The organism is Arthrobacter sp. 05T47, assembly GCF_056395825.1.
Genome location: NZ_JBFTKG010000002.1, coordinates 176,376 through 200,439 on the forward strand (window position 1 = coordinate 176,376; position 24,064 = coordinate 200,439).

The window sequence follows — 24,064 nt, forward strand, 5'->3', positions numbered from 1 at the left end:
GGACACTCAGGGACCATTCAGGGTGTTCCCCAGTAGAGCCCGGCGCCGGGAACGGGAAGGATCGAAGTATGAATCCGCACACTCCGCACCCCGATGAAGGCCCGGCCTCCGCAGTCCGGCCGGCCACGGACAATCCAGACACGGAACGTCCCGGCACAGAAAACCCTGACACCGACGTTTCCGGCACGGGCCAGCCTGCCTCCGCTGCGGCCGGCTCCGAGCCTTTCAACGCCCTGCCGGCCGGTTCCGAGCCGGTCAACGCCGGACCGGCCGGCGGGCAGCAGCCGGAGCCGCCGCGGCTCTACCCGGCCCCGGACGGACCGCTCCCCGCGCCCCAGTCCCAGAACTTCTTCGACTGGATCCGGGGCCATCGCATCTACCGGGGACGGGACCGGTGGGTCGGCGGCGTGGCCAGCGGCATCGCCCACCGGCTCGGCGTCGACCCCCTCATCATTCGCGGTGTCCTGATCGTCCTGGCTGTCTTCGCCGGAATCGGCGTGCTCGCCTACGGTCTGGCCTGGGCACTGCTGCCAGAGCCTGACGGCCGCATTCACGTCCAGGAGGCTGCCGCCGGCCGGTGGACGGCCGGCATGACCGGCTCCCTCATCGCCACGGTCATCGGTTTCCCCAGCCTCGGCACCGGCGTCTGGGGCTGGGACCGTTACGGCTTTGGCGCCTTCCTCTGGACGGTGTTCTGGGTGGGCGGCGCAATCTACCTCGTCTACTACCTGACCCAACGCAACAAGACCCGGAACGGAGCCACTCCCATGCCAACGCGCTACGACTACAGCAGTCCGGCCGGCACGGCGGCCTTTGCGGGCACCTCCCGCACTGACGCCGGTCAGCAATCCGATGCAGGCTTCGCCACCGGAGGATTCGCCCAGTCCGGCGGCCCGGCCTATGGCCAGCCCGTCAGCGGCTCGGGAGTCTCCGGCGCCGGCCCCGTCTGGGGTCCGCCTCCGCCGTCGGGCTCCATCCCGCCCGGCCCCACCGGCCCCATTCCCCCCGGCGGCTATGGGCCCGGTGCAACACCCCCTCCACCGGCTGCGCCCCGTAATCTTGGTCCCGGCGCTCCGGCAGTTGCCGTGACAGTCGGTTCCGCCCTCCTGGTGGGCGGCGGCATCAAGGCCCTCGACGCCGCCCACGTGATCGACCTCGGCGACGCCGGCAATGCCCTGGTCTGGGCTATTGGCGCGGCCATCCTGGGCCTGGGAATCCTCTTTGCAGGGCTGCGGGGCCGGACCTCCGGGATCCTGAGCTTCTTCGCGGTCGTGGCGCTGCTGATCGGTGGAATCTTCAGTGTGGTTCCGCACGGGGACCGGTTCCGTTTCCAGAACGCGGACTGGACACCGGCCAGCATTGAACAGGCCCGCGGCGGCTTCGAGATCACCGGCGGCGCCGGAACTGTGGACCTGACCAAGCTGGCGCTGAATCCGCCGCTGGGCTCCGACGTCGTTGTGCCGATCGACGCGACGGCCAGCAACCTCACTGTCGTCATCCCCACTACCGTCCCCGTGCAGGTCCAGGCGGACATGACCATGGGGAGCCTCCACGACGGCAATCAGGACCGCGGCGGCATCACGAAGCAGCAAAGCGATTACAACACCTCGAAGCCGGGCGCCCGGCTGGTCCTGCAGGTCTCCGGCACCGTGAGCAACGTGACCATCAAGGAAGGAAACTGACATGAGCAGCTATGACGACTCCCGGCCCGACGCTGGGCAGGACCTTGAACAGGCCGGTTCCCCGGCCCGGGTAGGCACGGTGGTCTGGGGGCTGATAGTGGTGGCCCTGGCCGCGCTGCTCATCATTTCCCGCCTCGGCATCGTGGCCCTCAACGGCACGTACGTGCTGATTKTCCTGATGATCGGGGCGGGTGCCGCCCTGATCATCGGCGGGCTGGTCTCGGCCCGCAGGCGTGACAAGAACCCCACAACAGGGAAGTCTTGAACCATGGATAAATTCTTCGACACCATCCGGGGCTTCGGCCTGAAACGTGGTCCGCAGCGCTGGCTTGGCGGGGTCTGCGGAGGAATCGCCGCCAAACTCAATGTTGATGTGGCCTATGTCCGGATCGCCTACCTGCTTTTGAGCCTGCTCCCGGGACCGGCGTTCGTGGTCTACCTTGCCGCGTGGCTGCTCCTCCCGGACCAGCGCAACGCAATCGTCCTCCAGAGCTTCCTCTCGAAGCGTTCTTCCCGGCCCTGATTCCGACCCTGACGCTGGCCACAGGCCCCGCCCAACATCACGCAAAAATGCCCCTGCCTTCACGGCGGGGGCATTTTTGTAACCGTTTGTGTCCTGCCCCACACCCGCCACTAGACTCTAGGTGAGCTCAGCGTGGCGCTCTGCCTGTACCCCTTCAAACCAGGATTTGAGCCAAGATATGAAAATTGGAATCCTCACCAGCGGCGGAGACTGCCCCGGACTGAACGCCGTCATCCGTGGCGCCGTCCTCAAGGGAATCGCGGTCCACGGCCAGCAGTTCGTAGGGTTCAAGGATGGCTGGCGCGGCGTTGTCGAGGGTGACATCGTGGAGATCCCCCGCACCATGGTCCGCGGCATCGCCAAGCAGGGCGGCACCATCCTCGGCACGTCCCGCACCAACCCCTTTGAGAACGGCGGCGGCCCCGAGGTCATCAAGGCCAACATGGACCGGCTCGGGATCGACGCCATCATCGCCATCGGCGGCGAGGGCACCCTGGCCGCCGCCAAGCGCCTCACCGACGCCGGCCTGAAGATCGTGGGCGTGCCCAAGACGGTCGACAACGACCTCGACGCCACGGACTACACCTTCGGATTCGACACTGCCGTGGAAATCGCCACCGAGGCAATTGACCGGCTGCGCACCACCGGGGAGTCCCACCACCGCTGCATGATCGCCGAGGTCATGGGACGGCATGTGGGCTGGATCGCCTTGCACGCCGGCATGGCCTCGGGCGCCCACGCCATCCTGATCCCGGAGCAAAAGGCCTCCATGGAACAGATCGCCGAGTGGGTTGTCTCCGCCCATGACCGTGGCCGTGCCCCGCTGCTTGTGGTCGCCGAGGGGTTCGTGCCCGAGGGCCAGGAGTCCCCGCACTCGGAGCGCGGACTGGACACGTTTGGCCGCCCCCGCCTCGGCGGCATCGCAGAAATGCTGGCGCCCGAGCTCGAAGCACGCACCGGCATCGAGACCCGCGCGACGGTCCTTGGCCACATCCAGCGCGGCGGTGTCCCGACAGCGTTCGACCGCGTCCTGGCCACCCGGCTGGGCATGGCGGCCATCGATTCGGTGGTGGAGAAGCGCTGGGGCACGATGGTGTCGCTGCACGGCACGGACATTGTGCATGTGGGCTTCGACGCCGCCCTGGGCAACCTCAAGTCCGTACCGCAGAGCCGCTATGACGAGGCCGCAGTCCTCTTCGGCTAATGAGGTCTCCTGGGCAACGTGCGCACCGCCCGCGGGCGGTGCCCACAGGCTGTGTCTGCCGGCTGCGCCTGCTGGCTGTGACCGGAACCGCGGTCCGGCGGTGGGTAGGGTTGTTTCATGACTCTTGAGCCCGGTTCCGCTGAAATTGTCCAGCTCGCGTGGGCGCGCCGCTTGGGGTTCGACGACGGCGCCTTCGCGGCCGCGGCAGGGGTACGGCTCACCCGGGCCGACGAGACGGCCCGGGCCGTGCAGTTTGTCCGCCTGTTCGGCAACTCCGCCTTGGTGGGCCCGCAATGGGCGCTCGACGCCGCCGAAGGCCTCGCCGACGAGGAACTGGCCCAGCACGTGACGCTTCTGACCATCACCCGCGCGCACGGTGGCCACGGGCTAGGCGCCGCCGCACTTTTCTTCGCCGACGACCTTCCCCTGCAGCAGCCTTCCGAGGAGCTGACCGTCTCGCACGGGAATCCGGAAGCAATCGAGCTGGAGTCGTTCTGCCCGCCCGATGACGTCAACGAGGTGGGCCTCGCGGACCTCGAGCACCGTTTCACTGTCCTGCATGTGGAAGACGGACGCCGGACGCCCGTGGCCTGCGGGGCCTACGCCGAATGGGAGGGGCTCCTGGCGCATCTGGGCGTGCTGGTTGCGCCGGAGTGGCGGCGCCGCGGGCTGGGCAAGCTGGCCGCCTCAATAGCCGCCCACGAGGCCCTAGCCGCCGGGCTGACGCTGCAGTGGCGTTCCGAAGTCAGCAACAAGGGGTCGCTGGCGCTGGCCCGCAGCCTCGGTTTCTCCGCCGGCGGCATCCAGACCAGCGTGCTGCTGGGCTGACCCGGATGCCGGCCGGTCTAGCGCCGCTCCGCGGCAGCGTTGTCCGTTCGGCCGATGGCCTGGTCCGTGCCGGCAGCCGTGCCGGACATGCCTGCGGCTTCCGCCGCCTCTGACGCGGCAACGTCGTCCGGTGCGCCCCAGCCCTGGACCGGCTTGGGTTTGGCGAAGAAGAGCGCCACGGCGGCGCCGAGCAGGATGACGGCCGCCGGCAGCAGGATGGACTGGCCCATCGCCGTCGAGAACCCCTCACGCAGTGCCTCGGGCAGCGCTCCGCCGAAGCCCATGGGGCTGGCATCTCCGCCTGCCCCGGGACGGGCGGGAAGCTCGGCCGCCAGCCGCGACTGGATGAGAACGGCGATCGCGGCGCTGCCGAGCACCGCGCCGATCTGGCGGGTGGTGTTGTAGACGCCCGAGCCGGCGCCGGCCTGCCGCGGCGGCAGGTTACGCGTGACCGTGGAGCTCAGCGGGGCCCAGATGCCCGCGTTGGCGAAGCCCAGCACCGCGCTCGGGAGCAGGAACAGCCAGATGGGTGTGTCCGGGTGCATGAGCAGCGAGTTCCAGAACAACGCCACGGACATCAGGACCAGTCCCGTCGCGGTGATGAATTTCGGGTTGACTCTGTCGATGATCCGGCCGACGACGGGGGCCAGGCCGCCCGAGATCAGCGCCATCGGCACCATCATGAGCGCGGACTCGGTGGGGGTCAGGCCGCGGACGATCTGGTAGTAGAAGATCAGCGGCAGGGTGAACGCCGTGACGGTGAAGCCGACGGTGGTGATCGCGATGTTGGCGAGCGAGAAGTTCCGGTCGTTGAACAGGGACAGGGGCAGCAGCGGTTCACCCTTGTTGAACTTCTGCCACAGGACGAAGACAACCAGCACGGCGATGCCGCTGATAATCAGGCCCCAAACGGTGATGGGGCCGACGATGGTGCCCCAGTCGTAGGTCTCACCCTCCTGGATGCCGAAGACCAGCAGAAAGAGGCCAAGGGCGCTGAGCAGCACGCCGGGGATATCGAACTTGTGCGGGTGAGTGCTCAGTGTCGGGACGAACCGCATCGCGAGGATGAAGCCGGCAATGCCGACCGGGACGTTGATGAAGAAGATCCATTCCCAACCGAGGCCGTCCACCAGCACACCGCCGAGGATCGGTCCGACCAGGGTGGCGACGCCGGCCGTGGCGCCCCAGATGCCCATGGCCGCTCCACGCCGGTCCGGCGGGAAGATCCGGGTGATGACGGCCATGGTCTGCGGCGTCATCATGGCCGCGCCCAGGCCCTGGACCACGCGGGCCGCAATCAGGGTCTCGACGTTGCCGGAGAGCCCGCACCACAGCGAGGCCAGGGTGAAGACCACCAGGCCGGMSAGGTAGAGCTTCTTCGGSCCGAAGCGGTCMCCGAGCCGGCCSGTGATGAGCAGCGGSACGGCRTAGGCCAGCAGGTAGGCGCTGGTSACCCAGATGACCGCGTTGATGTCAGTGTTGAGGCCCTTCATGATGCTCGGGTTGGCCACCGAGACGATGGTGGTGTCGATCAGGATCATGAAGAAGCCGATCACCAGGGACCAGAGTGCCGGCCATGGCCGGGCTACGTTTTCCATGGGGTTCCTTAGGGTCTGGTGCGTGAATGCTGGATGGTCGATGTTTCGTTGGCGGCCAGGGTCCGGCCGCCGGTTGTGCTTGGGCGTCACCACGGCAGTTCGCCGGAGCGGAGCTGGTCCTGCAGGCCGTCGATCCAGGCGATTTCGGCCTGCATCATGCTCTGCTGGTACAGGACATCAACCCAGTACTTGCGGTCCACGCCCTTGGTCTTGAGCAGTTCCTCACCGGAGAGCAGGAAGGCGAGCTGTTCACGCAATGCCTGGAGGCGCCGGTCCAGGAGTTCGACGACGAGGTCGGCGGGCAGGTTGTAGGCCTCGGAGATGGCCAGCGGGAAGGACGGGTATTCATTGACGGGGGTGGCGAGCACGTCCTGGAGCCACGTCGTGAACGCCTCGCGGCCGGCTGCCGAGATCGTGTACGTGGTGCGCTCCGGACGGTTGCCTCCCCGGTCGGTTCCCGTTGCCGCGACGAGACCCTGCTCTTCGAGCCTCCCGACGGCGTGATAGAGCGTTCCCGGCCGGACCTTGACCAGCCGGTCCTCGTGCCGGGCGATCAGGAGCTGGTACATCTCGTAGGGATGCATGGGTTCCTCCACGAGCAGGGAAAGTGCGGCGACACCCAGCGGTGTCAATGCGGTTGCCCGGGCCATGGTGCTGTCCTCTGCGGTCTAAATTGCTCTTACTCCACACCGATTATTCCACGTGGAGTATTTGGCCGCAATTGTTCCCGAATCCTGCGCCGGCCGACGGCAGGCCGGGTCAGCCGAGGAGCGCCAGGATGTCCGTGCGGGCGAACATTTCGGCGGCGGCCCGCGCGGAGGGGGTGCCGGCGTCGGGGTCGGCCCCGGCTGCCAGCAGTTCCCGGGCGACGTCCGTGTAACCCTTGAAGACGGCGCCGGCCAGCGGCGTCTGACCGCGGTCATTAGGCATGTTGGCGTCGCCGCCGTGCGTGAGGATCAGCCGGACTGTGGCGGCGTGGCCGTGATAGGCCGCCAACATGACCAGCGAGTCGCCGGAGGCATTGGTCAGCGTGGCCGGGGCGCCGGCGGCAAGGTAGCCGCCCAGCAGTTCGGAGTTGCCCTCGCGGGCCGCGCCGAACAGCACGTGGGCCAGCGCCAGCGTCTCGTCGTGGGGCGCCGCTCCCGCGTTGTCAGGCGCGGAGGAATCCTCGGCGGAAGATTGTTGTGCCGATGAATCCGGTGCCGAAGAACCCAGCGGGGAAGAACCGGTCATCGGGTCCCCCGCAGGAAGCCGGTCTGGCGGCCCACTACCTGGCCGGCGTCGGGGGCCACAATGACCTCCTGGGCCGCGGCATAGGGCTCGTCGCCGTCAACAACGGTCAGGACGTCCTCCGGGGCGACCGAACGCTTGATCACTGCCAGGGCCACGGGGCCCATTTCGTAGTGCTGCGCCACGGAGGTCACCGAGCCCACCTTGCGGTCGCCTGCGCGCACCTCGCTGCCGGCCGCCGGCAGGGTGTGCTGGGAACCGTCGAGCTGGAGGAACACGAGCCGCCGCGGCGGGTGGCCCAGGTTGTGGACCCGCGCGATCGTCTCCTGGCCCTTGTAGCAGCCCTTGGCCAGATGCACGGCGGTGCGGAGGAGGTCGAGCTCGTGCGGGATGGTCTTGTCGTCGGTTTCCGCGCCCCACCGGGGCCGCCATGCGGCGATCCGCAGCGCTTCGGACGCCAGGGTGCCGGCGAGGGCACGGTCCCCCACCGTCGCGACCAGCTCAGCCGCGGGGACAAGGTACTCGAACCACGGCCGCTCCAGTCCGGGGTGGGCGTCCTCGCCCACTACCGCATAGGAGTAGCCGCCGGCGCCGACGTGCGGCCAGGGATCTTCCCAGACCTGCAGCCCGGTCCATTCCGGGATCCGCCGGGTGGAACCGAGGACGGCCCAGTCGGCGGAGACGTCGGCGATCTCGACCCGCAGCATGAACTTCATCTTGTTCAGCCATTCGGCCAGGGGTGCCGCCTCGGCTCCTTCGACGATCAGCCAGGTGGTGGCGCCGTCGTCCACCACGCGTGCATCAAACTCGATCCGGCCCTGGACGCTCAGCAACAGCAGCTCGGTGGACTGGCCGGGGGCCAGGGAAGTGAGCTGCTGGGAGGACAGGGTGTTGAGCCAGCTCAGGCGGTCAGGTCCGCTGACCGTGACCACGCCGCGGCAGGAGAGATCGACGACGGCGGTGCCGGCGGCCAGCGCCCGCTGCTCCCGGAGCGGCTCGCCGTAGTGGGCGGCGACGCCGGCGTCGGCGCCGCCGGCTTCAACGGCGGCCGGGCGCGACAACAGGGGGCTAGTGATAGTCATACTGAAGGGAACGTCCTTAGCTTTAGCGGTATTCCGGATTTTCGAAGTCGAAGCGGGTGCCGGCCTTCCAGGCCTCGGGGAGATTTCCGTAGGACGGAATGCCRCCKGCGTCCTTGAGTATCCKKGCCAGGTGCAGCAGGTTCCAGGTCATGAAGGTGGTGTTGCGGTTGGTGAAATCGCTCTCGGGGCCCCCGGACCCCTCGTCAAGGTAGCTCGGCCCCGGCCCGACGGGGCCAATCCAGCCGGCATCGGCCTGCGGCGGGATGGTGAAGCCGACATGCTGGAGGCTGTACAGGACGTTCATGGCGCAATGCTTGATCCCGTCCTCATTGCCGGTGATCAGGCAGCCGCCCACCTTCGGATAGTAGGCCCACTGGCCCTTCGCGTTCAGCTGCCCGGAGTGGGCGTAGAGGCGCTCGATGAGTTTCTTGGTCTGGGAGGAGTTGTCCCCCAGCCAGATCGGCCCGGCGACGACCACGATATCCGCGTCCTGGACGGCCGGGTAAAGTTCCGGCCATTCATCCGTGGCCCAGCCGTGTTCGCGCATGTCCGGGTAGACGCCGCTGGCGATGTCATGGTCCACGGTGCGGATCACGCGGGTGGTGACACCCTGCTTCTCCATGATCCGGCGGCTGACCTCGATCAGGCCTTCGGTGTTGGAGACATCCGGGGACTTCTTGAGGGTGCCGTTGAAGTACACGGCCTTGAGGTCGGCGTAGCTGGTCTTGCCGGCGTCGTTGCTGGCGTCGGTGCCGGCGCCCGTACCGGTGGCTGAGTCATTCACGGGGTTTCTCCTTGGTCGATGCAGACAACGGAAAAATCAGTGAGACCGTGTGGTTAGCCTACTTTGGCGAGGATGGCCGACGCATGGGCTTCCAAGCCGCCGCCCGCCGTCGAACCCTTGCCCGTGGCCACATCCCAACGCCACAGCAGGTTCCCTTCGACAAGCCCGAAGATCCGGGTGGCCGCGGTGTACTCCTTGGAGTGGCTGCCGCGCATCACCATGTCGGTGCTGAGCTGAATCTGGGGACCCTTGATCTGGCCGTAATACAGCTCCGAAATCCCGCCGGGGTGGGCGATGGAGACGGAGATGTCGAAGCCGCCGTCGCTGTTGCGCAGGGCCTCGACCTCGTCGGCGCTCTTGAGCACGGGGACGATGTCGGCCGGGATCAGGCCGGGGCCGCCGTCTTCCTCGCGCTGCTTGCGCTCCAGCGCCCAGAAGCCGGTCTCGACCGTCAGGGGACGCAGCTTGGTGCCCTCGTCGTCGGTCAGCCAGCTCTCGGCGCGGTACTGCAGGTACGGCAGGCCATTGTGCGTGAACGAGACGTGCTGCACGAAGTGCTCGGAGTCCTCGTCCCCGGCTCCCAGCCGGCCGCTGCCCTCCCACTCACCGATGAGCCAGGACAGCGGAACGATTTCGGGGGTCAGATCAGTAGGGATTTCAATCGGCACAGCATCTACCTCTGGAAGCTACGGGTTCTGGAACGTGTTACTTCTGGCCTTTGAAGAGGCGGTACACGACAAAGCCGGCAAACCACGCCATGGACAGGCTGGCCACGCCGAGCAGGACAAGGAAGAAAATCTCATATGCAAGTACGGACATGATGCCATCCTAACGCCTAGTAGATGAGTAGTTTGTCTATGAAGTAGGCCAGGGAACCGACGGCCGACACCGGGCCAATGCCCATGCCCACGGCCGCCCAAACGGTCAGACCCTCGCCATTGAGAATGACCAGGCGGCGGAAGCTCACCAGCACCGCGCCTACCACGACGCCGACGAGGGCGGCCGGGATCACGGCGATGTCGGAGAACACCAGGCCGGCCAGCGGCCCGGCGAGCCCCGCGGCCACGATGCCCAGCGGCGCCACGATCCGGTCGGGCCAGCGGATCAGCCCCGCCATCAGGGCGATCGCCGCGCTGATGGCGGCCACGAGGATCATTTCGCGGACCCCGTTGAGGCGAGAACTCGCAATCCAGCCGGCACCCAGGCAGGACAGCAGGACCCCCGAGCACGAGCCCAGGGTGGATTCGAGGCGCTGGGCCTGGCCGGTGCCCCGGATCAGCTGCATGACGAAGATGGCCATGACCCCGACTGCCATGAACGACGGCGTCCAGTCCAGGAAACCGGGAGCCGGAAGATAGGTCGCCGCCACCGCCGACCCGACGCCGGGCAGGCCAATCAGGACCGCGAGGGTCTTCTTGGCGGGGATGCCAAGGAAATAGGGCCAGCCAATGCCGATGCCGGCGGCGCTGAGGGCCCCGACGGCAAGGAGGGCCTCAGGAGAGACATAGGCACCGGCAACGATGGCCACCAGACCGGCCAGGCCAATGATCCCGACGCTCCACGGCTTCACCGTTGGCTCGCCATCGGCAGACCCGCCATGGTCGTACCTTCGCTCACTGCGGACCCCAATTCGACTCGGCTCAATTTCGACGGGCCGCGGGCCCTGACTGTTCAATCCTGCCCTATATGAACGGTATGTGTCGCAAATGGACCGGCCGGAGGTGACGGGACCATGGCCGGAAAGGGGCCTTTAGGTATACTCATGATCAGCAACACAGACGCCCAATGATGCGCGGACACCCCTTGGAGGAACAATGTCGCACATCCTGCTCTTGACGAACAGCACCGGAACATCCGTGGACGTCCTGCCTGCTCTGGAACTGTTGAACCACCGGGTGCACATTCTTCCGGCCGAGCCCACGGCCCTGCTCGAAACCGACCCCTGCGACATTGTCCTTTTGGATGCCCGCAAGGACCTGGTGGGCGCACGTTCCCTCACCCAACTGCTCAAGGCCACCGGCCTCAGCGCTCCCCTGATGCTCATCCTGACCGAAGGCGGAATGGCTGCCGTGTCCTCGGCGTGGGCCGTGGACGACATCCTCCTCGAATCCGCCGGCCCGGCAGAAGTCGAAGCCCGGATCCGCCTCGGTGTGGCGCGCGCCGTTCCCGAGCAGGAGGATGTCCCGACCGAAATCCGGGCCGCCGGCGTCGTGATTGACGAGGCCAGCTACACCGCACGGGTCAACGGCGCCGCGCTGAACCTGACCTTCAAGGAATTTGAACTGCTGAAATACCTGGCTCAGCACCCCGGACGGGTGTTCACCCGCCAGCAGCTGCTGACCGAAGTCTGGGGCTATGACTACTACGGCGGCACCCGCACCGTGGACGTCCACGTCCGGCGGCTCCGCGCCAAACTGGGCGCCGACCACGAGAACCTGATCAGCACGGTCCGCAACGTGGGCTACCGCCTGACCCTGGTCCGCCAGCCCGAGGACGAACTCACCGAGGCCTGACCGGCGCGCCCGAGACAGAAGCGTCCGGGCAAACGGGCACTTGGGTACCGAACGACATTTGCACCAAACGCGGAAGGCCCCGGACTCTGGAATCCAGAGTCCGGGGCCTTCATGCTGCGGTATTCAGTGCTGCTGTTTATTGGTGGAGGACATACGGGTCGAACGTATCGAGGCCACCCCAGTGGTGGATCCCCCTCGCATCTGGCTCAACGCCGGACGAGATATCGACTATACGCCGACGCCCGGAGTTCAACAAAATCGGCCGCTGACACCCGGGCACCGGATAGCCTTGCCCCAACCCGATACCCTTGCACCATGAGCCCTGCGCACCCGGAAAACTGGCCCGTACTCGCCGTCAAAGGAACCGTGGACAGCAGGCTGCTGCGGGACGTCGCCGCCCTTGTGGCTGCGGCAGAAGAGTCCGACGGCAATCCGCCGCTGTCCGAACAAACCCTTGTCACRTTGCGCGCCGCCGACGCGGGCGAGCATTCGGTGCTGGCCCTCGCCCTGTACGCCCCSGACGACCAGCYGGATCCGGCGACCGCGCAGGACCTGGCCGGCGTCGCCGTCGTGATCGAAGAACCCGACGGCACRGGCGTCCTGGAAGTCGCCGTCCACCCCAGCTACCGCAACCAGGGCGTSGGCGACCGCCTGGTGGGCGAACTGCAGAGCGTCCGCGGCTTCGCCGGCCTGAAGGCCTGGTCCCACGGAAACCATGAGGCCGCCGCRGACCTYGCGGCCCGCTACGGCTACGGMGCCGTCCGCGAACTCTGGAAGATGCGGCTGATGACGGCCGCGGCGGCGTTGCCGGAGGTCCGGCTCCCGGAGGGCGTGCGGCTCCGCGCCTTCGAGCCCGGCCGGGACGAGGACGCCTGGCTGGCCGCCAACAGGGCCGCCTTCGCCCACCACCCGGAGCAGGGCAACATGACGCGCGCCGACCTGGACGCCCGGATGGCCGAAGCRTGGTTTGATCCGGCAGGYTTCCTGCTGGCCGTGGACSYGGCGGACCGGCTCCTGGGGTTCCACTGGACCAAGGTGCACCCCCGGCAYGGCGATCACCCCGCGATCGGCGAGGTCTATGTGGTGGGCGTAACCCCGGAGGCCCAGGGCTCCGGGCTGGGCAAGGCGCTCACCGTCGCCGGAATMACGCACCTYCARGGCCTCGGCCTSCGCGCCGTCATGCTYTACGTCGATGCYGACAACGCCCCCGCWGTGGCCCTCTACCGSCGGCTCGGATTCACCCGCTGGGATGTCGACGTGATGTACGCGCCGCTGCCGCAGCAGCACTGACCRGCCGCCGCGGGACCCCTTCGACGGCCGTTAGTCAAGTCGGCGGATGACCGTCCYGCCCGGGCCGCAATCTGGGGTCATCTGGCCACGATTGCTTGTAAGGTTGAACCTACATCGCGCCAGCATTGAGGAGACACCATGCCACGGGATACTGCCCGGACATCCACGTCTGAACCAGCTACGTCGGAAAAGGGGGCGCGTCCGGTACGAGCCCGCTTTGGCTCCTCCGARGTGCCGGCCTCACGCGCCACCCAGGACCGGATCGACATTCCGGAGTTCGCGCCGAACCTGGAACCGGAAGGCGACATCAGCCCCGACCGGTTCCTGGACCGGGAGCTCAGCTGGCTTTCCTTCAACGCCCGGGTCCTGGAACTSGCCGAGGACCCCAACCTGTACCTGTTGGAGCGCGTCAGCTTCCTGTCCATCTTCGCTTCCAACCTGGATGAGTTCTTCATGGTCCGGGTGGCCGGGCTGAAGCGGCGCATCGCCACCGGCCTCGCGGTSCCCTCCCCSGCCGGGCTGAGCCCCATGCAGGTTTTGGAGCARATCGGCGAGGAGGCCCACCGGCTCCAGCAGCGCCACGCCCGGGTCTACGCCGAGCAGATCCGCCCGGCGCTGGCCTACGAGCACATCCACCTCATGCACTGGGAGGAGCTGGACTCGCAGGCCAAGGACCAGCTCAGCGCCATGTTCGCGGAGAAGGTCTTCCCGATCCTGACCCCGCTGGCGGTGGACCCGGCCCACCCGTTCCCCTACATTTCGGGGCTGTCCCTGAACCTGGCCGTGGTGGTCCGCAACCCGGTCAGCGACAAGGAGCTCTTCGCCCGYGTCAAGGTCCCGGACCAGCTGCCGCGCCTGATCTCCATCGACGGCGCCCGCGCCGGCTCCGTCGCCGGACGGGTGGCACGGTTCATCGCGCTCGAAGAAGTGATCGCCGTGCACCTGGACCAGCTGTTCGCCGGCATGGAGGTCCTGGAGCACCACATTTTCCGCGTGACCCGCAACGAGGACGTCGAGGTCGAAGAGGACGACGCCGAGAACCTCCTGCAGGCRCTGGAGAAGGAACTCCTGCGCCGCCGGTTCGGCCCGCCCGTCCGGCTTGAGGTCACCAACGACATCAACCCGAACATCCGCGCCCTGCTGATCCGCGAGCTCGGCGTCGAGGAATCCGAGGTCTACTCCGTTCCGGCYCCGCTGGACCTGCGCGGCCTGTCGGTGATTGCCGGGATCGACCGGGCAGACCTGCACTACCCGAAGCACGTCCCGCACACCTCCCGGTACCTSAACGAATCGGAAACCTCCAAGGCGGCCAACGTCTTTGCCGCCATGCGGCGCCGGGACATCCTCCTGCACCACCCGTATGACTCCTTCTCCACCTCCGTCCAGGCGTTCCTGGAACAGGCGGCCGCGGACCCGAAGGTCCAGGCCATCAAGCAGACCCTCTACCGCACGTCCGGGGATTCCCCGATTGTCGATGCGCTGATCGACGCCGCCGAGGCCGGCAAGCAGGTCCTGGCCCTCGTGGAGATCAAGGCCCGCTTCGACGAGCAGGCCAACATCTCCTGGGCCCGGAAACTGGAACAGGCCGGCGTMCACGTGGTGTACGGCATCGTGGGCCTGAAGACCCACTGCAAGCTCTCCCTCGTGGTCCGCCAGGAAGTGGAYGGCCTGCGCCGCTACTGCCACATCGGCACCGGCAACTACCACCCCCGCACGGCCCGCTACTACGAGGACCTGGGCCTGCTGACCGCMAACGAGCAAGTGGGCGAGGACCTCTCCAAGCTGTTCAACCAGCTCTCCGGCTACGCGCCGAAGTCCACGTTCAAGAGGCTGCTCGTGGCGCCGCGCTCGGTCCGGTCCGGRCTGATCGACAGGATCGAAACCGAGATCCGGAACGCCAAGGCCGGCATCGCCGCCCGCGTCCAGATCAAGGTCAATTCCATGGTGGACGAGGCCATCATCGATTCCCTGTACCGTGCGTCCCAGGCCGGAGTGCGGGTGGACGTCATTGTCCGCGGCATCTGCTCCCTGCGYCCCGGWGTTCCCGGCCTCAGCGAGAACATCACGGTCCGCTCCGTGCTGGGCCGCTTCCTKGAGCACTCGCGCGTGTTCGCCTTCGCCAACGCCGGCGACCCGGTGGTGTACATCGGCTCGGCCGACATGATGCACCGCAACCTCGACCGCCGGGTGGAGGCCCTGGTGCAGCTGGCGAGYGGCAATGACACKAGCTATGTCCTGGAYTTGYTGGACCGCTACATGGTTCCGGAAACCGCCAGCTGGCACCTGGACAAGCAGGGCGAATGGACCCGCCATCACCTGGCAGAAGATGGCGGGAACCTCCAGGACGTCCAGTCCTGGCTGCTCGCCTCCCGTTCGCGTCAGCGCTCGACCACCCTGCGGTAGGGACCGTGAGTGTGAGCAGCGATGCACTGGTAGAGGATCAGACCGACCGTCCGGACGAAGARATTGCCGTTACGGCAGCGGGCGCCATCCCTTGGCGGCTCAATTCGGCCAACAAGGACCAGCTCGAGGTCCTGCTGATCCACCGCCCGCGGTATGACGACTGGTCCTGGCCGAAGGGAAAAATCGACGCCGGCGARACCATCCCGGAGTGCGCCGTCCGCGAGGTGGAGGAGGAGATCGGCCTCACCGCTCCCTTGGGRATCCCGCTTCCGCCCATCCATTACCACGTGCCGGCTGGTYTGAAGGTGGTCCACTACTGGGCGGTCGACGTCGATGGCGCCGCCTTGGTGCCGGACGGCACGGAAGTCGACAGCGTCATGTGGTGCCCGCCCGAGAAGGCCGCCCGCCTCCTGAGCAACCCCGGCGACATCGAACCGCTGCAGCACCTGGTGAACGCCCACGACCGCGGCGAACTGGCAACCTGGCCGCTGCTGATCGTGCGCCATGCGAAGGCCAAACCGCGCTCCTCGTGGACGAAGGCCGAAGGTGACCGCCCACTCGCGGCCACCGGAGCCCGGCAGGCCCAGGCGGTGGGGCGGCTCCTGCAGGCGTGGAAGCCCGCGCGGATCGTTTCAAGCCCGTGGCTGCGGTGCGTGGCCACCATCGCACCGTACGCCAAGGCGGCCGACGCGAAGGTGAAGCTCAACGAGGCCCTGACCGAGCACCGGCACGGCCGCAGCCCGCACAAGACGGCSGCCGTCGTCGAGGCGTTGTTCGACAAGCAGCGGGCCGTGGCCGTGTGCACGCACCGCCCGGCACTGCCCACCGTGCTGAAGCAGCTGGGCAAGCACATGAGCTCCCGCCTGCGGGATCTGCTGCCRTCCTCGGACCCCTATCTCGCGCCTGGCGAGATCGTGGTCTGCCATGTGGCGCGCGGCAMCAAGAACAAGGTGGTTGCCGTGGAGCGGTTCAAGCCCTTCGACGACTGACACCTTGACCCTCGAAGTCCCAAGCCACTAGTTTGTATCAAAAGCTTGATACATAACTGCTGAATCTTGGGGGATTTCATGCCGGTCCAGTTCTACGTTCCGCCCATGCTGCTGCTGGGTCCGGCGATCGCGGCRCTGCTGGTCTATGCCGTGCTGCGGTGGGTGATCTGGGCCCCCGGGACGGGAACGACGGCACAGAGCGTGTCCGAGCACGGGCTGTGGGTAGGCGTGATCGGCTGGCTGGCGAGCTCCCTCCAGGGCGCCATGACCCTGGGCATCATCCCGGCCAACCCGTCGGCCAGCAGTGCTGGGGTGAGCGCCGTCGTGAGCGCCGAGGCGATTATCCCCGCACTGGGATGGCCGGTCCTGGGCTGCCTGGCCGTGCACGCCCTGGGCCAGGTCAGTTACCCGGGTCCGCGGCGAATGCGGCGCCAGGCCGTGCTGTCGGTGCGGCGGATCCGGGATTTCCTTCCCCGCCGGCTGGCAGTGACCACGGCTGCGATCTTCGTCTCGGCCGCGGCGGCCATCGCCCGGGCCGCCACGCTGCCCGGATTCGCGGCCGTCGCCCCCTCGACCATCAACCACGGTGATTACAGCTACAACAGCGGCGGCGGTGAGGGCCGCATCCCCGGACCGGAAGAGGCCGCCTGGCTCGGGGGCGCCCTGYTGGTGCTGGCCGTCGGCACGTGGCTGGTCTTGTGGCTGATTGCCCGCCGCCGCCAGCTGGAGTCCCTCGACGCCGCCGACAACGCMGTGCTGCGGAGCATCGCGATGAACCGGCTGCTGCGCACGGTGTCCACAGTGGCTGCCGGGCTTGCCGTCATCGCGGGGAACTTCGCCGCCCGTCCCGATCCGTCCCAGGGGCTGACGTCGTGGACGAACTACGCCGGCATCGCGGCAACCGCGGTCCTCCTGGTCATGTGGTGGTGGCGGCCCCCTCGGCTCGCGGCTGCCGGCCTGGGCGTGCGGAACMGGCCCGAAGCCGGGCTCGCCGCCGGMCCCCGGCACCCGGCGGTACGGCTGATCGCCTCGCTCGGAGCACTCCTTGGCCTCGCGGCTGCCCTGCCGCTCGTGGCCGGCATCTTCCTCACCCCTGTGGTCATGGCGCCCGCCAGCCTGGGCCTCGCGGTAGTCGTGGCCCTGATGGCCAGCGCGGTGCTGTTGGCCATCACCGGCGGTGAGCTGCTCCTGCAGCGCAACTACGGAAGTCCGGAAGCGCCGCGCCGCTGGCCCCGGCAAGCGGTGAGCCCCGCCCTGCTGACCACGGCTGTCCTGGCCCTGCTGGTCTTCCTGGCCGTCCTAGGTGTCACCGCCGCGGGGTCCGCACTCCCGGCCGAGGAGCGGGACTGGGTTCCGGCCGCCCTGTTCATGGCCGGCACAGCGGCCGCTTCGGTGCCTGCACTCCTTGTTGCCCGGCGCCGGCAGGGGGTGCCCGGCCTTCCCGCGGGGGTGGACACGGCCCTGCGCGCCATCACTGTCCACAGGGTGGTGCGGACCCTCGCGGCTGCCCTCACCGCCCAGGCCGCGGTCCTGCTGCTCACCCAAAGCCAGGTGTGGGCGGCGGTGCTGGGGCCGGACGCCTTCGGTGCTGGCGTCCCGCCGGCCGCCGGATTCTGGTGGCCGGCGACCCTGGCCGGCTCCGTCCTGGGCGGCGTYGCCGTGGTCATCGCCGTGATYCCCGTCCGCATGCTGGCCCGGGACCGGCCCACGCCAGCTCCGCGGCCGGACAAGGAACCCGCCACGTGACGGCGGGGCTCTCCGTCGACCTGCGCTCCCCCGTTCCGCCCTTCGAGCAGATCCGGGCGCAGATCGCTTCCCTGATCACSGCCGGGACGCTGGCACCGGGAACCAGGCTGCCGACCGTCCGCAGCCTGGCCTCGGACTTGGGTTTGGCGGCCGGGACCGTGGCCCGGGCCTACAAGGAGCTCGAACTGGCGGGACTGGTCGAGACCCGGCGGCGCAACGGCACAGTGGTCGCGGGGACAACTGCCCGGCCAGTCCCCGCAACCGCGGCAGTCCCGGAAACCCCGGCGGGGCAAGCGGACGCACAGGCGGCTCCCGCGGAGGTGATCGCCGCCGTCGACCGCTACATTGCKGWCGGCCGCGCAGCAGGACTGGACGACGCTGCCCTGCTGGCGGTCCTGCGCGCTCAGCTCAGCCAGCAAGACGGATAAGGGAGAGCCAGCGACTACTCAGTAGACTGGAACCGTGAGCATTCCTACGCCCTATGAAGACCTCCTGCGCGACGTCCTTGAACACGGCACGCACAAATCGGACCGCACCGGCACCGGCACCATCAGCGTTTTCGGCCGCCAGCTCCGTTTCGACCTGAGCAAAAGCTTCCCGCTGATCACCACYAAGCGGGTGCACTTCAAGTCCGTGGCCGTGGAGCTGCTGTGGTTCCTGCGKGGCGACACGAACGTCAARTGGATGCAGGACCAAGGCGTSACGATCTGGGACGAATGGGCCGACGCCGACGGCGARCTCGGTCCCGTGTACGGGGTGCAGTGGCGTTCCTGGCCCACGCCCGACGGCGGCCACATCGACCAGATCGCCGAACTCATCGAGAACCTGAAGTCCAACCCGGACTCGCGCCGGCACATCGTCTCGGCCTGGAACGTCTCCGAGCTCAAGGACATGGCGCTGCCCCCGTGCCAYGCGTTCTTCCAGTTCTACGTGGCGGACGGCAAACTCTCCTGCCAGCTGTACCAGCGCTCGGCGGACACCTTTCTGGGAGTGCCGTTCAACATCGCCTCCTACGCCCTGCTGACGCGCATGATCGCGCAGCAGACCGGGCTGGAACCGGGCGAATTCGTCTGGACMGGCGGGGATGTCCACATCTATGACAACCACATGGACCAGGTCCTCAAGCAGCTCGCCCGCGAACCCTACGARTACCCSCAGCTGAASATCACCCGCAAGCCGGACTCCATCTTCGACTACACCCTCGAGGACTTCGARGTGGTCGGCTACCAGCACCAYCCSACGATTAAGGCCCCGATAGCCGTATGAGCACCGACGACGCCATGGATCCCATGGCCTTCACCGAGAAAATCGCTGCCGGCACCACCGGCCTTGGCCTGGTCTGGGCGCAGACCACGGCCGGGGTGATCGGCAAGGACGGCGACATGCCGTGGCACCTTCCCGAAGACATGAAGCACTTCACCMGGCTGACCACCGGGCATCCGGTGATCATGGGCCGCAAGACCTGGCTSTCCTTCCCGGACAARTACCGTCCGCTGCCGGAGCGCACCAACATTGTGGTCACCAGGCAGGAAGGCTGGGGCGATACCTCCGAGGCGGAGGGAGCRCTGGCAGTGAAGTCGCTCGACGACGCGCTGCTGGAGTCCCAGTTCGCTCCCGGCCACGAGACCGTGTGGGTGCTCGGCGGCGGGGAAATCTTTGCGCAGACCCTGGACATCGCCGACGTCGCGGTGGTGACGTTCATCGATTCCGAAACAGACGGCGACACCTACGCGCCCGAACTGACCTACGAATGGAAGCTGGCWGCCAGTGAGCCGGCCACCGGCTGGCTCACGTCCGCCAGCGGAACGCGCTACCGGTTCACCATGTGGCGCCGGACGGAGGCCAAGTAATGCTGCGCAAGCCCGAGACTCTCTTTGTSYTGGGGTACATGCTCCTGCCCCTGCTCGCCCTGCTCTCGGCCATCGTRGGACTGACCATGATCCTGGGCGGCAACAAGATCATCGGCGCGATTGTGCTGGTGGTRGTGACCCAGGTCTTCACCTTCGGGGCGGTCTTCGCGCTGCGCCGGCGGAAGTCCGCGCTGCTGGAAGAGCCRCGCGGCGACTAGCGCAAGTGACGTAACCGACTGCGYCAGRCGGCCCGTGAAGTCTAAACTGGGCCCATGACTACAGCAGCTACCCCGTCTGTCGGCCTCGTCGGTTGGCGCGGCATGGTCGGTTCCGTCCTGATGCAGCGCATGCAGGACGAGGGCGACTTCGCCAACATCAACCCGGTCTTCTTCTCCACCTCGAACGCGGGCGGTGCCGCCCCCGCCGTTGCCGGYGCTGCCGCGGGCGCCGCCGGCAAGCTCGAGGACGCRTTTGACCTCGAGACCCTGGCGAAGCTGCCCATTATTGTCACCGCCCAGGGCGGCGACTACACCAAGCAGGTCCACGGCGAACTGCGCRGCCGCGGCTGGGACGGCCTCTGGATCGATGCCGCCTCCACGCTGCGCATGAATGATGACTCCATCATCGTGCTGGACCCCATCAACCGKGACGTCATCGACGCCGGGCTCTCCGGCGGCGTGAAGGACTACATCGGCGGCAACTGCACCGTGTCCTGCATGCTGATGGGACTCGGCGGGCTGTTCAAGAACGACCTCGTCGAGTGGGGCACCTCCATGACCTACCAGGCGGCGTCCGGCGGCGGCGCGCGCCACATGCGTGAACTGCTGAACCAGTTCGGSAGCCTCAACGCCGAGGTCAGCAGCGAACTGGACGACCCGGCGTCGGCGATCCTGGAGATCGACCGGAAGGTCCTGGCGCACCAGCGCACCGGAGTCGACGCCACGCAGTTCGGCGTTCCGCTGGCCGGTTCGCTGATCCCCTGGATCGACGCGGACCTCGGCAACGGCCAGTCCAAGGARGAATGGAAGGCMGGSGTRGAGACCAACAAGATCCTYGGCACTTCGGCSGGGAACCGGGTCATCATGGACGGCCTGTGCGTCCGGATCGGTGCCATGCGCTCACACTCCCARGCCCTGACGCTGAAGCTGCGCGARGACCTCTCGGTGGCCGAGATCGAGAAGCTCCTCGCCACGGACAACGAGTGGGCCCGTGTGGTGCCGAACACCAAGGAAGCCTCGATGGCTGAGCTCACGCCCGTGGCGGCGTCCGGCACCCTGGACATTCCGGTGGGCCGCATCCGCAAGCTGGAGATGGGTCCSGAGTACATCAGCGCGTTCACGGTGGGCGACCAGCTGCTGTGGGGCGCCGCCGAGCCGCTGCGGCGCATGCTCCGCATCGCCACGGGCAATCTCTAGGATTACCGGGATCCTCAGCCGCCTAAGAATTTTAGGTACTTCGCGGCCTGCAGCTCAAAGGACTTTTGGGCGGCAGGCCGCAGCCCGTTAACCGTGTCAAACGGTTCAGGCACGACGGCGGCAGCCCGSCCGGYGCCCGCCCGCGCCCAGGTGCCAACCACCTGGCCGCCGGAGACGATGGTCTTCTTRAACATGCCGTTGCCGCCCGGGACGATCTTCTCGGCGTGCTCGGGCGGCAGCACGAGGGACCGGTCCGYGTAACCGAGCAGGAACTCGTCGAACCCMGGCAGGGCAAGCACGGTCCGCTGCCCGGGCACCSCGTCCTCGAGCAGCGCCGCGGTGGACGGCGACARCCAGTAGGTGGCTCCCCCGAACTCCAGCCCCACCAGCTGGTCCCTCACCCGGGCCAGGGCGGTSCGGACCTCCGTCAGCGGCGTGTTCGACCACCAGGCGAAGTCCCGCTCCGTGGCGGGGCCGTGGCTGAGCATGTACCGCAGCAGCAGTTCSGCGATGCCTTCGGCACGGTCCAGTTCGCGCGATTTCGGAATCCATTCGTCGAACGCTTTGATGAGCTGCTGGTTCCCCTCGAGCGGTCCCTGGACCAGCCAGGCCCGCTGGCACAGCATCCCCAGCAGGTGGATGCCGCGCTGGCCCGCCGTCGATTGCCCCGCGGCCTCRAAGGCCGCGAAAAGCTGCTGGCGYGTCGCCGACCGGCCACCYTGGACGAGTTCCAGGGCCGCGTCACGGCTTGCTTCGACRTCCCGGGCAGCAATGCCCAGCTCCCGGTGGCGCCCGGCCATGCCRCGGATCAGCCGATCAGAGGTAATCGACAGCATCCAYTTCAAATCTTCSGGGGCCAGCACGTGCAGGGTGCCGCGCATGGGCCACGAGCGGACGATCTCGGCCCGGTCCAGCGCCCCGCGGACATCGCCAACCCGGGCACCGGGCACGCGCTGGCCGACAGCCCAGAGGGCGGCCTGCAGGTCCTGGGCCTGCATCGCCGTCATGGTGCGGACCGCTTCGGGGACGGACTCAAACCCGTCTCCCAGCAGCCCCTGCGAGGCCAGCCGCAGCCTGCCGATGATCCCGGGACTCAGCCGGATGCCTGACGTTGTTGCCATGGACCCATGGTARGACGCCCACAGCAAGAGGCACATGGCGGGCGGCGCGCCAGTTGTCGGGCTGTTGCCCGGCTGTTCCCAGCCGTCTTCCAGCGGGCCTGCCTACCCTTGAAGCATGACGATGAGTGAGGTGTGGCCGCAGCTGCGGCCCCTGTGCCGGAAGCTGGCCCTGCTGGGCTGGGCCTCCAGCGCCGCCGGCATGGCTGCCGGTCTCGCCGTCGCCATCGCCAGCGGGACCCGGCTTTCGCCGATGATGAGTACCCTGCAGCTGGTGGCCGGCTTGTGCATGGCAGTGTCTGTGGCCAGCTTTGTCATGGCCGCGGCGCTGCAGCCGCGCGCACGGTCCCAGGCACATTCTCAAACACGSTCTCAAACACTGRCGCAGGAGAACGTGAACCGCGGAAGCGGTGCCCCSCGSGGCCGGGACCTCCACTTCGATTACGCGGGCGAATTTCCGGCCACCGTACAGGCRTTCCTGCTCGGCTCGCTGGTGTTGCTCGCCGGCGCCATAGCGTTTGCGTGCGCCGGACTGGTCCTGCAGAGCGGTCCCAGCGTCCAGTCCGTGGCGTTCTGCCAGGTCTTCCTGCTCGGGGCCGCCGCGTCCGGTTTCACCTTCATGCTTTTCAGCAAGGTGACCCCCCGCCACGGCAGCTAGGCCCCGCTGACGGACCGCTTTTCCTGGAGAACTAGCCTTCCGAGAAGGCTCCCCTTAGAGGGCGACGCCGATCAGCAACGGTTCCGGGTGCAGTTCAATGCCGAAACGTTCGACGACGCCGTGGCGCACCTCGCGCGCGACGGCCAGCATGTCCGCGGTGCTKGCCCCTCCSCGGTTGGTGATGGCGAGCGTGTGCTTGGTGGAAAGCGATGCCCGGCCGCCCGAGACGCTGCCCGGCTCCAGCCCGAAGCCCTTGGCGAACCCGGCCTGGTCGATCAGCCAGGCCGCCGAGAGCTTGGTCAGCCCATCCGCCCCACCCGGGTAGCGGGGGGCCTCCTGCGGCAGCCGTGCGGCGACGTCCTGGGACACGATCGGGTTCGTGAAGAACGATCCCGTGGAGTAGGTGTCACGGTCCTTCGCATCCCAGACCATGCCCTTGGACGCCCTCAGCCGGAGCACTTCGCGCCGGACGTCGTTGGAGTAGGCCCGCCGGCCCTGCTCGACGCCGAGSGACCGGGCGAGCTCGGCGTAGCGGATCGGGGCGCTCATCCGGCCGAGCGGGAGCTGGAATTCCACCGTGAGCACCACGTAGCGCGGCGAGCCGTTGACGGTGGTCTGCTTCAGGATGGAGTCGCGGTAGCCGAACCCGAGTTCGGAATTCGTGAAGGTTTTCACCGCATTGCGTTCCCGGTCCCAGGTGCGCACCGCGGCGATGGTCTGCGACACGTCGGCTCCGTAGGCGCCGACATTCTGCACGGGAGTGGCGCCCGTGGCGCCGGGGATCCCGGAGAGCGCCTCGACGCCGGACCAGGCGTGCTTCACGGCGTGATCGACGAAGGCGTCCCAGTTGTGGCCGGCCTGGACCACCACCGCCACGCCGCCGCAGGAGTCCTCGGCGTTGACTGTGAACCCYTCCGAGGCGATCTTCAACACTGTACCGGGGAACCCGTCGTCGGAGACCAGYAGGTTGGAGCCTCCGCCGATGATCAGCAGGGGCTGGCCGGCGGCGTCCGCCGTGCGCACGGCGTCGATGATCCCGGCCTCGCTGTTGGCCTCGATGTRGCTGCCGGCGGGCCCGCCGACAGCGGAGGTGGTCAGGGCGGAGAGCTGAATCTGGGTCACCTGACCAGCCTAGCCGGGATCATCGGCCC

25 protein-coding genes are annotated in these 24,064 nt (G+C 67.9%); 16 read left to right on the plus strand and 9 right to left on the minus strand.

All coding sequences use genetic code 11. The features are described 5' to 3' along the window. The first annotated feature begins 68 nt into the window (after positions 1-68). The 5 genes from AC1DEY_RS02915 to AC1DEY_RS02935 all read left to right on the plus strand — a co-directional run bounded on the left by AC1DEY_RS02915 (position 69) and on the right by AC1DEY_RS02935 (position 4,237). Positions 69-1,682 carry a PspC domain-containing protein gene (locus AC1DEY_RS02915; protein WP_476866677.1) on the plus strand — a complete coding sequence of 538 codons (1,614 nt, stop codon included), beginning with the start codon at positions 69-71 and terminating at the stop codon, positions 1,680-1,682. Between the two features lies 1 nt (position 1,683). Then, positions 1,684-1,947: a hypothetical protein gene (locus AC1DEY_RS02920; RefSeq protein ID WP_476866678.1), complete on the plus strand. Its 264-nt coding sequence runs from the start codon at positions 1,684-1,686 to the stop codon at positions 1,945-1,947. A gap of 3 nt (positions 1,948-1,950) precedes the next feature. Further along, a complete protein-coding gene (locus AC1DEY_RS02925; protein WP_390203610.1) occupies positions 1,951-2,205 on the plus strand; it encodes a PspC domain-containing protein in 255 nt (84 codons plus the stop codon). A gap of 178 nt (positions 2,206-2,383) precedes the next feature. Next, positions 2,384-3,409, plus strand: a complete 1,026-nt coding sequence (locus AC1DEY_RS02930) for a 6-phosphofructokinase (RefSeq protein ID WP_018773638.1) — start codon at positions 2,384-2,386, stop codon at positions 3,407-3,409. A 117-nt stretch (positions 3,410-3,526) separates the two neighbouring features. After that, positions 3,527-4,237: a GNAT family N-acetyltransferase gene (locus tag AC1DEY_RS02935; RefSeq protein WP_476866679.1), complete on the plus strand. Its 711-nt coding sequence runs from the start codon at positions 3,527-3,529 to the stop codon at positions 4,235-4,237. Positions 4,238-4,254: 17 nt separating this feature from the next. Here AC1DEY_RS02935 and AC1DEY_RS02940 read toward each other — a convergent pair whose 3' ends face one another. From AC1DEY_RS02940 to AC1DEY_RS02970, 7 genes are all read right to left on the minus strand, one after another. Next, a complete protein-coding gene (locus AC1DEY_RS02940; RefSeq protein ID WP_476866680.1) occupies positions 4,255-5,835 on the minus strand; it encodes an MFS transporter in 1,581 nt (526 codons plus the stop codon). 86 nt (positions 5,836-5,921) lie between these two features. Continuing rightward, complete coding sequence (locus AC1DEY_RS02945; protein WP_476866681.1) at positions 5,922-6,485, minus strand: PadR family transcriptional regulator; 564 nt, start codon at positions 6,483-6,485, stop codon at positions 5,922-5,924. A gap of 109 nt (positions 6,486-6,594) precedes the next feature. Beyond that, complete coding sequence (locus tag AC1DEY_RS02950; RefSeq protein WP_476866682.1) at positions 6,595-7,068, minus strand: ankyrin repeat domain-containing protein; 474 nt, start codon at positions 7,066-7,068, stop codon at positions 6,595-6,597. After that, positions 7,065-8,147 carry a CAF17-like 4Fe-4S cluster assembly/insertion protein YgfZ gene (ygfZ, locus tag AC1DEY_RS02955; RefSeq protein WP_476866683.1) on the minus strand — a complete coding sequence of 361 codons (1,083 nt, stop codon included), beginning with the start codon at positions 8,145-8,147 and terminating at the stop codon, positions 7,065-7,067. The genes AC1DEY_RS02950 and ygfZ overlap by 4 nt, the downstream gene beginning before the upstream one ends. A gap of 22 nt (positions 8,148-8,169) precedes the next feature. Beyond that, positions 8,170-8,847, minus strand: coding sequence for a flavodoxin family protein (locus AC1DEY_RS02960; protein ID WP_476866816.1), 678 nt, complete (start codon positions 8,845-8,847; stop codon positions 8,170-8,172). A 137-nt stretch (positions 8,848-8,984) separates the two neighbouring features. Then, on the minus strand, positions 8,985-9,599 hold the full coding sequence (locus tag AC1DEY_RS02965; RefSeq protein ID WP_441407814.1) for a nitrobindin family protein: 615 nt from the start codon (positions 9,597-9,599) through the stop codon (positions 8,985-8,987). Between the two features lie 167 nt (positions 9,600-9,766). After that, entirely contained in the window at positions 9,767-10,501 is a 735-nt protein-coding gene (locus AC1DEY_RS02970; RefSeq protein ID WP_476866684.1) for a permease, read from the minus strand. A gap of 244 nt (positions 10,502-10,745) precedes the next feature. Between AC1DEY_RS02970 and AC1DEY_RS02975 the strand changes: the two genes are divergently transcribed. From AC1DEY_RS02975 to asd, 10 genes are all read left to right on the plus strand, one after another. Continuing rightward, the gene (locus tag AC1DEY_RS02975; protein WP_390203621.1) at positions 10,746-11,444 is read left to right on the plus strand and encodes a winged helix-turn-helix transcriptional regulator; all 699 of its coding nucleotides are present in this window, start codon (positions 10,746-10,748) and stop codon (positions 11,442-11,444) included. A gap of 315 nt (positions 11,445-11,759) precedes the next feature. After that, complete coding sequence (gene mshD / locus AC1DEY_RS02980) at positions 11,760-12,734, plus strand: mycothiol synthase (RefSeq protein WP_476866685.1); 975 nt, start codon at positions 11,760-11,762, stop codon at positions 12,732-12,734. 138 nt (positions 12,735-12,872) lie between these two features. Continuing rightward, entirely contained in the window at positions 12,873-15,137 is a 2,265-nt protein-coding gene (locus AC1DEY_RS02985) for an RNA degradosome polyphosphate kinase (RefSeq protein ID WP_476866686.1), read from the plus strand. 11 nt (positions 15,138-15,148) lie between these two features. Next, the gene (locus AC1DEY_RS02990) at positions 15,149-16,126 is read left to right on the plus strand and encodes an NUDIX hydrolase (RefSeq protein ID WP_476866687.1); all 978 of its coding nucleotides are present in this window, start codon (positions 15,149-15,151) and stop codon (positions 16,124-16,126) included. Between the two features lie 78 nt (positions 16,127-16,204). Next, positions 16,205-17,872 (plus strand): hypothetical protein, encoded by a 1,668-nt coding sequence (locus AC1DEY_RS02995; protein ID WP_476866688.1) that lies wholly within the window; start codon positions 16,205-16,207, stop codon positions 17,870-17,872. Further along, positions 17,869-18,300, plus strand: coding sequence for a GntR family transcriptional regulator (locus AC1DEY_RS03000; protein WP_476866689.1), 432 nt, complete (start codon positions 17,869-17,871; stop codon positions 18,298-18,300). Before AC1DEY_RS02995 ends, AC1DEY_RS03000 begins: the two co-directional genes overlap by 4 nt. Before the next feature lie 34 nt (positions 18,301-18,334). Beyond that, positions 18,335-19,138 carry a thymidylate synthase gene (locus AC1DEY_RS03005; RefSeq protein WP_476866690.1) on the plus strand — a complete coding sequence of 268 codons (804 nt, stop codon included), beginning with the start codon at positions 18,335-18,337 and terminating at the stop codon, positions 19,136-19,138. After that, entirely contained in the window at positions 19,135-19,722 is a 588-nt protein-coding gene (locus AC1DEY_RS03010; protein ID WP_476866691.1) for a dihydrofolate reductase, read from the plus strand. The genes AC1DEY_RS03005 and AC1DEY_RS03010 overlap by 4 nt, the downstream gene beginning before the upstream one ends. Then, positions 19,722-19,940, plus strand: coding sequence for an NF038396 family protein (locus AC1DEY_RS03015; RefSeq protein WP_390203629.1), 219 nt, complete (start codon positions 19,722-19,724; stop codon positions 19,938-19,940). Before AC1DEY_RS03010 ends, AC1DEY_RS03015 begins: the two co-directional genes overlap by 1 nt. Positions 19,941-19,994: 54 nt before the next feature. Next, positions 19,995-21,137, plus strand: a complete 1,143-nt coding sequence (gene asd, locus AC1DEY_RS03020; protein WP_476866692.1) for an aspartate-semialdehyde dehydrogenase — start codon at positions 19,995-19,997, stop codon at positions 21,135-21,137. Positions 21,138-21,151: 14 nt separating this feature from the next. Here the strand turns inward: asd and AC1DEY_RS03025 are convergent, their stop codons facing one another. Then, positions 21,152-22,258 carry a winged helix DNA-binding domain-containing protein gene (locus AC1DEY_RS03025; protein ID WP_476866693.1) on the minus strand — a complete coding sequence of 369 codons (1,107 nt, stop codon included), beginning with the start codon at positions 22,256-22,258 and terminating at the stop codon, positions 21,152-21,154. Positions 22,259-22,373: 115 nt separating this feature from the next. On the opposite strand from AC1DEY_RS03025, the gene AC1DEY_RS03030 reads away from it, so the two are divergent. Continuing rightward, complete coding sequence (locus AC1DEY_RS03030; protein WP_476866694.1) at positions 22,374-22,913, plus strand: hypothetical protein; 540 nt, start codon at positions 22,374-22,376, stop codon at positions 22,911-22,913. 54 nt (positions 22,914-22,967) lie between these two features. Here the strand turns inward: AC1DEY_RS03030 and AC1DEY_RS03035 are convergent, their stop codons facing one another. Further along, a complete protein-coding gene (locus tag AC1DEY_RS03035; protein WP_476866695.1) occupies positions 22,968-24,035 on the minus strand; it encodes a UDP-N-acetylmuramate dehydrogenase in 1,068 nt (355 codons plus the stop codon). Positions 24,036-24,064: the final 29 nt, after the last annotated feature.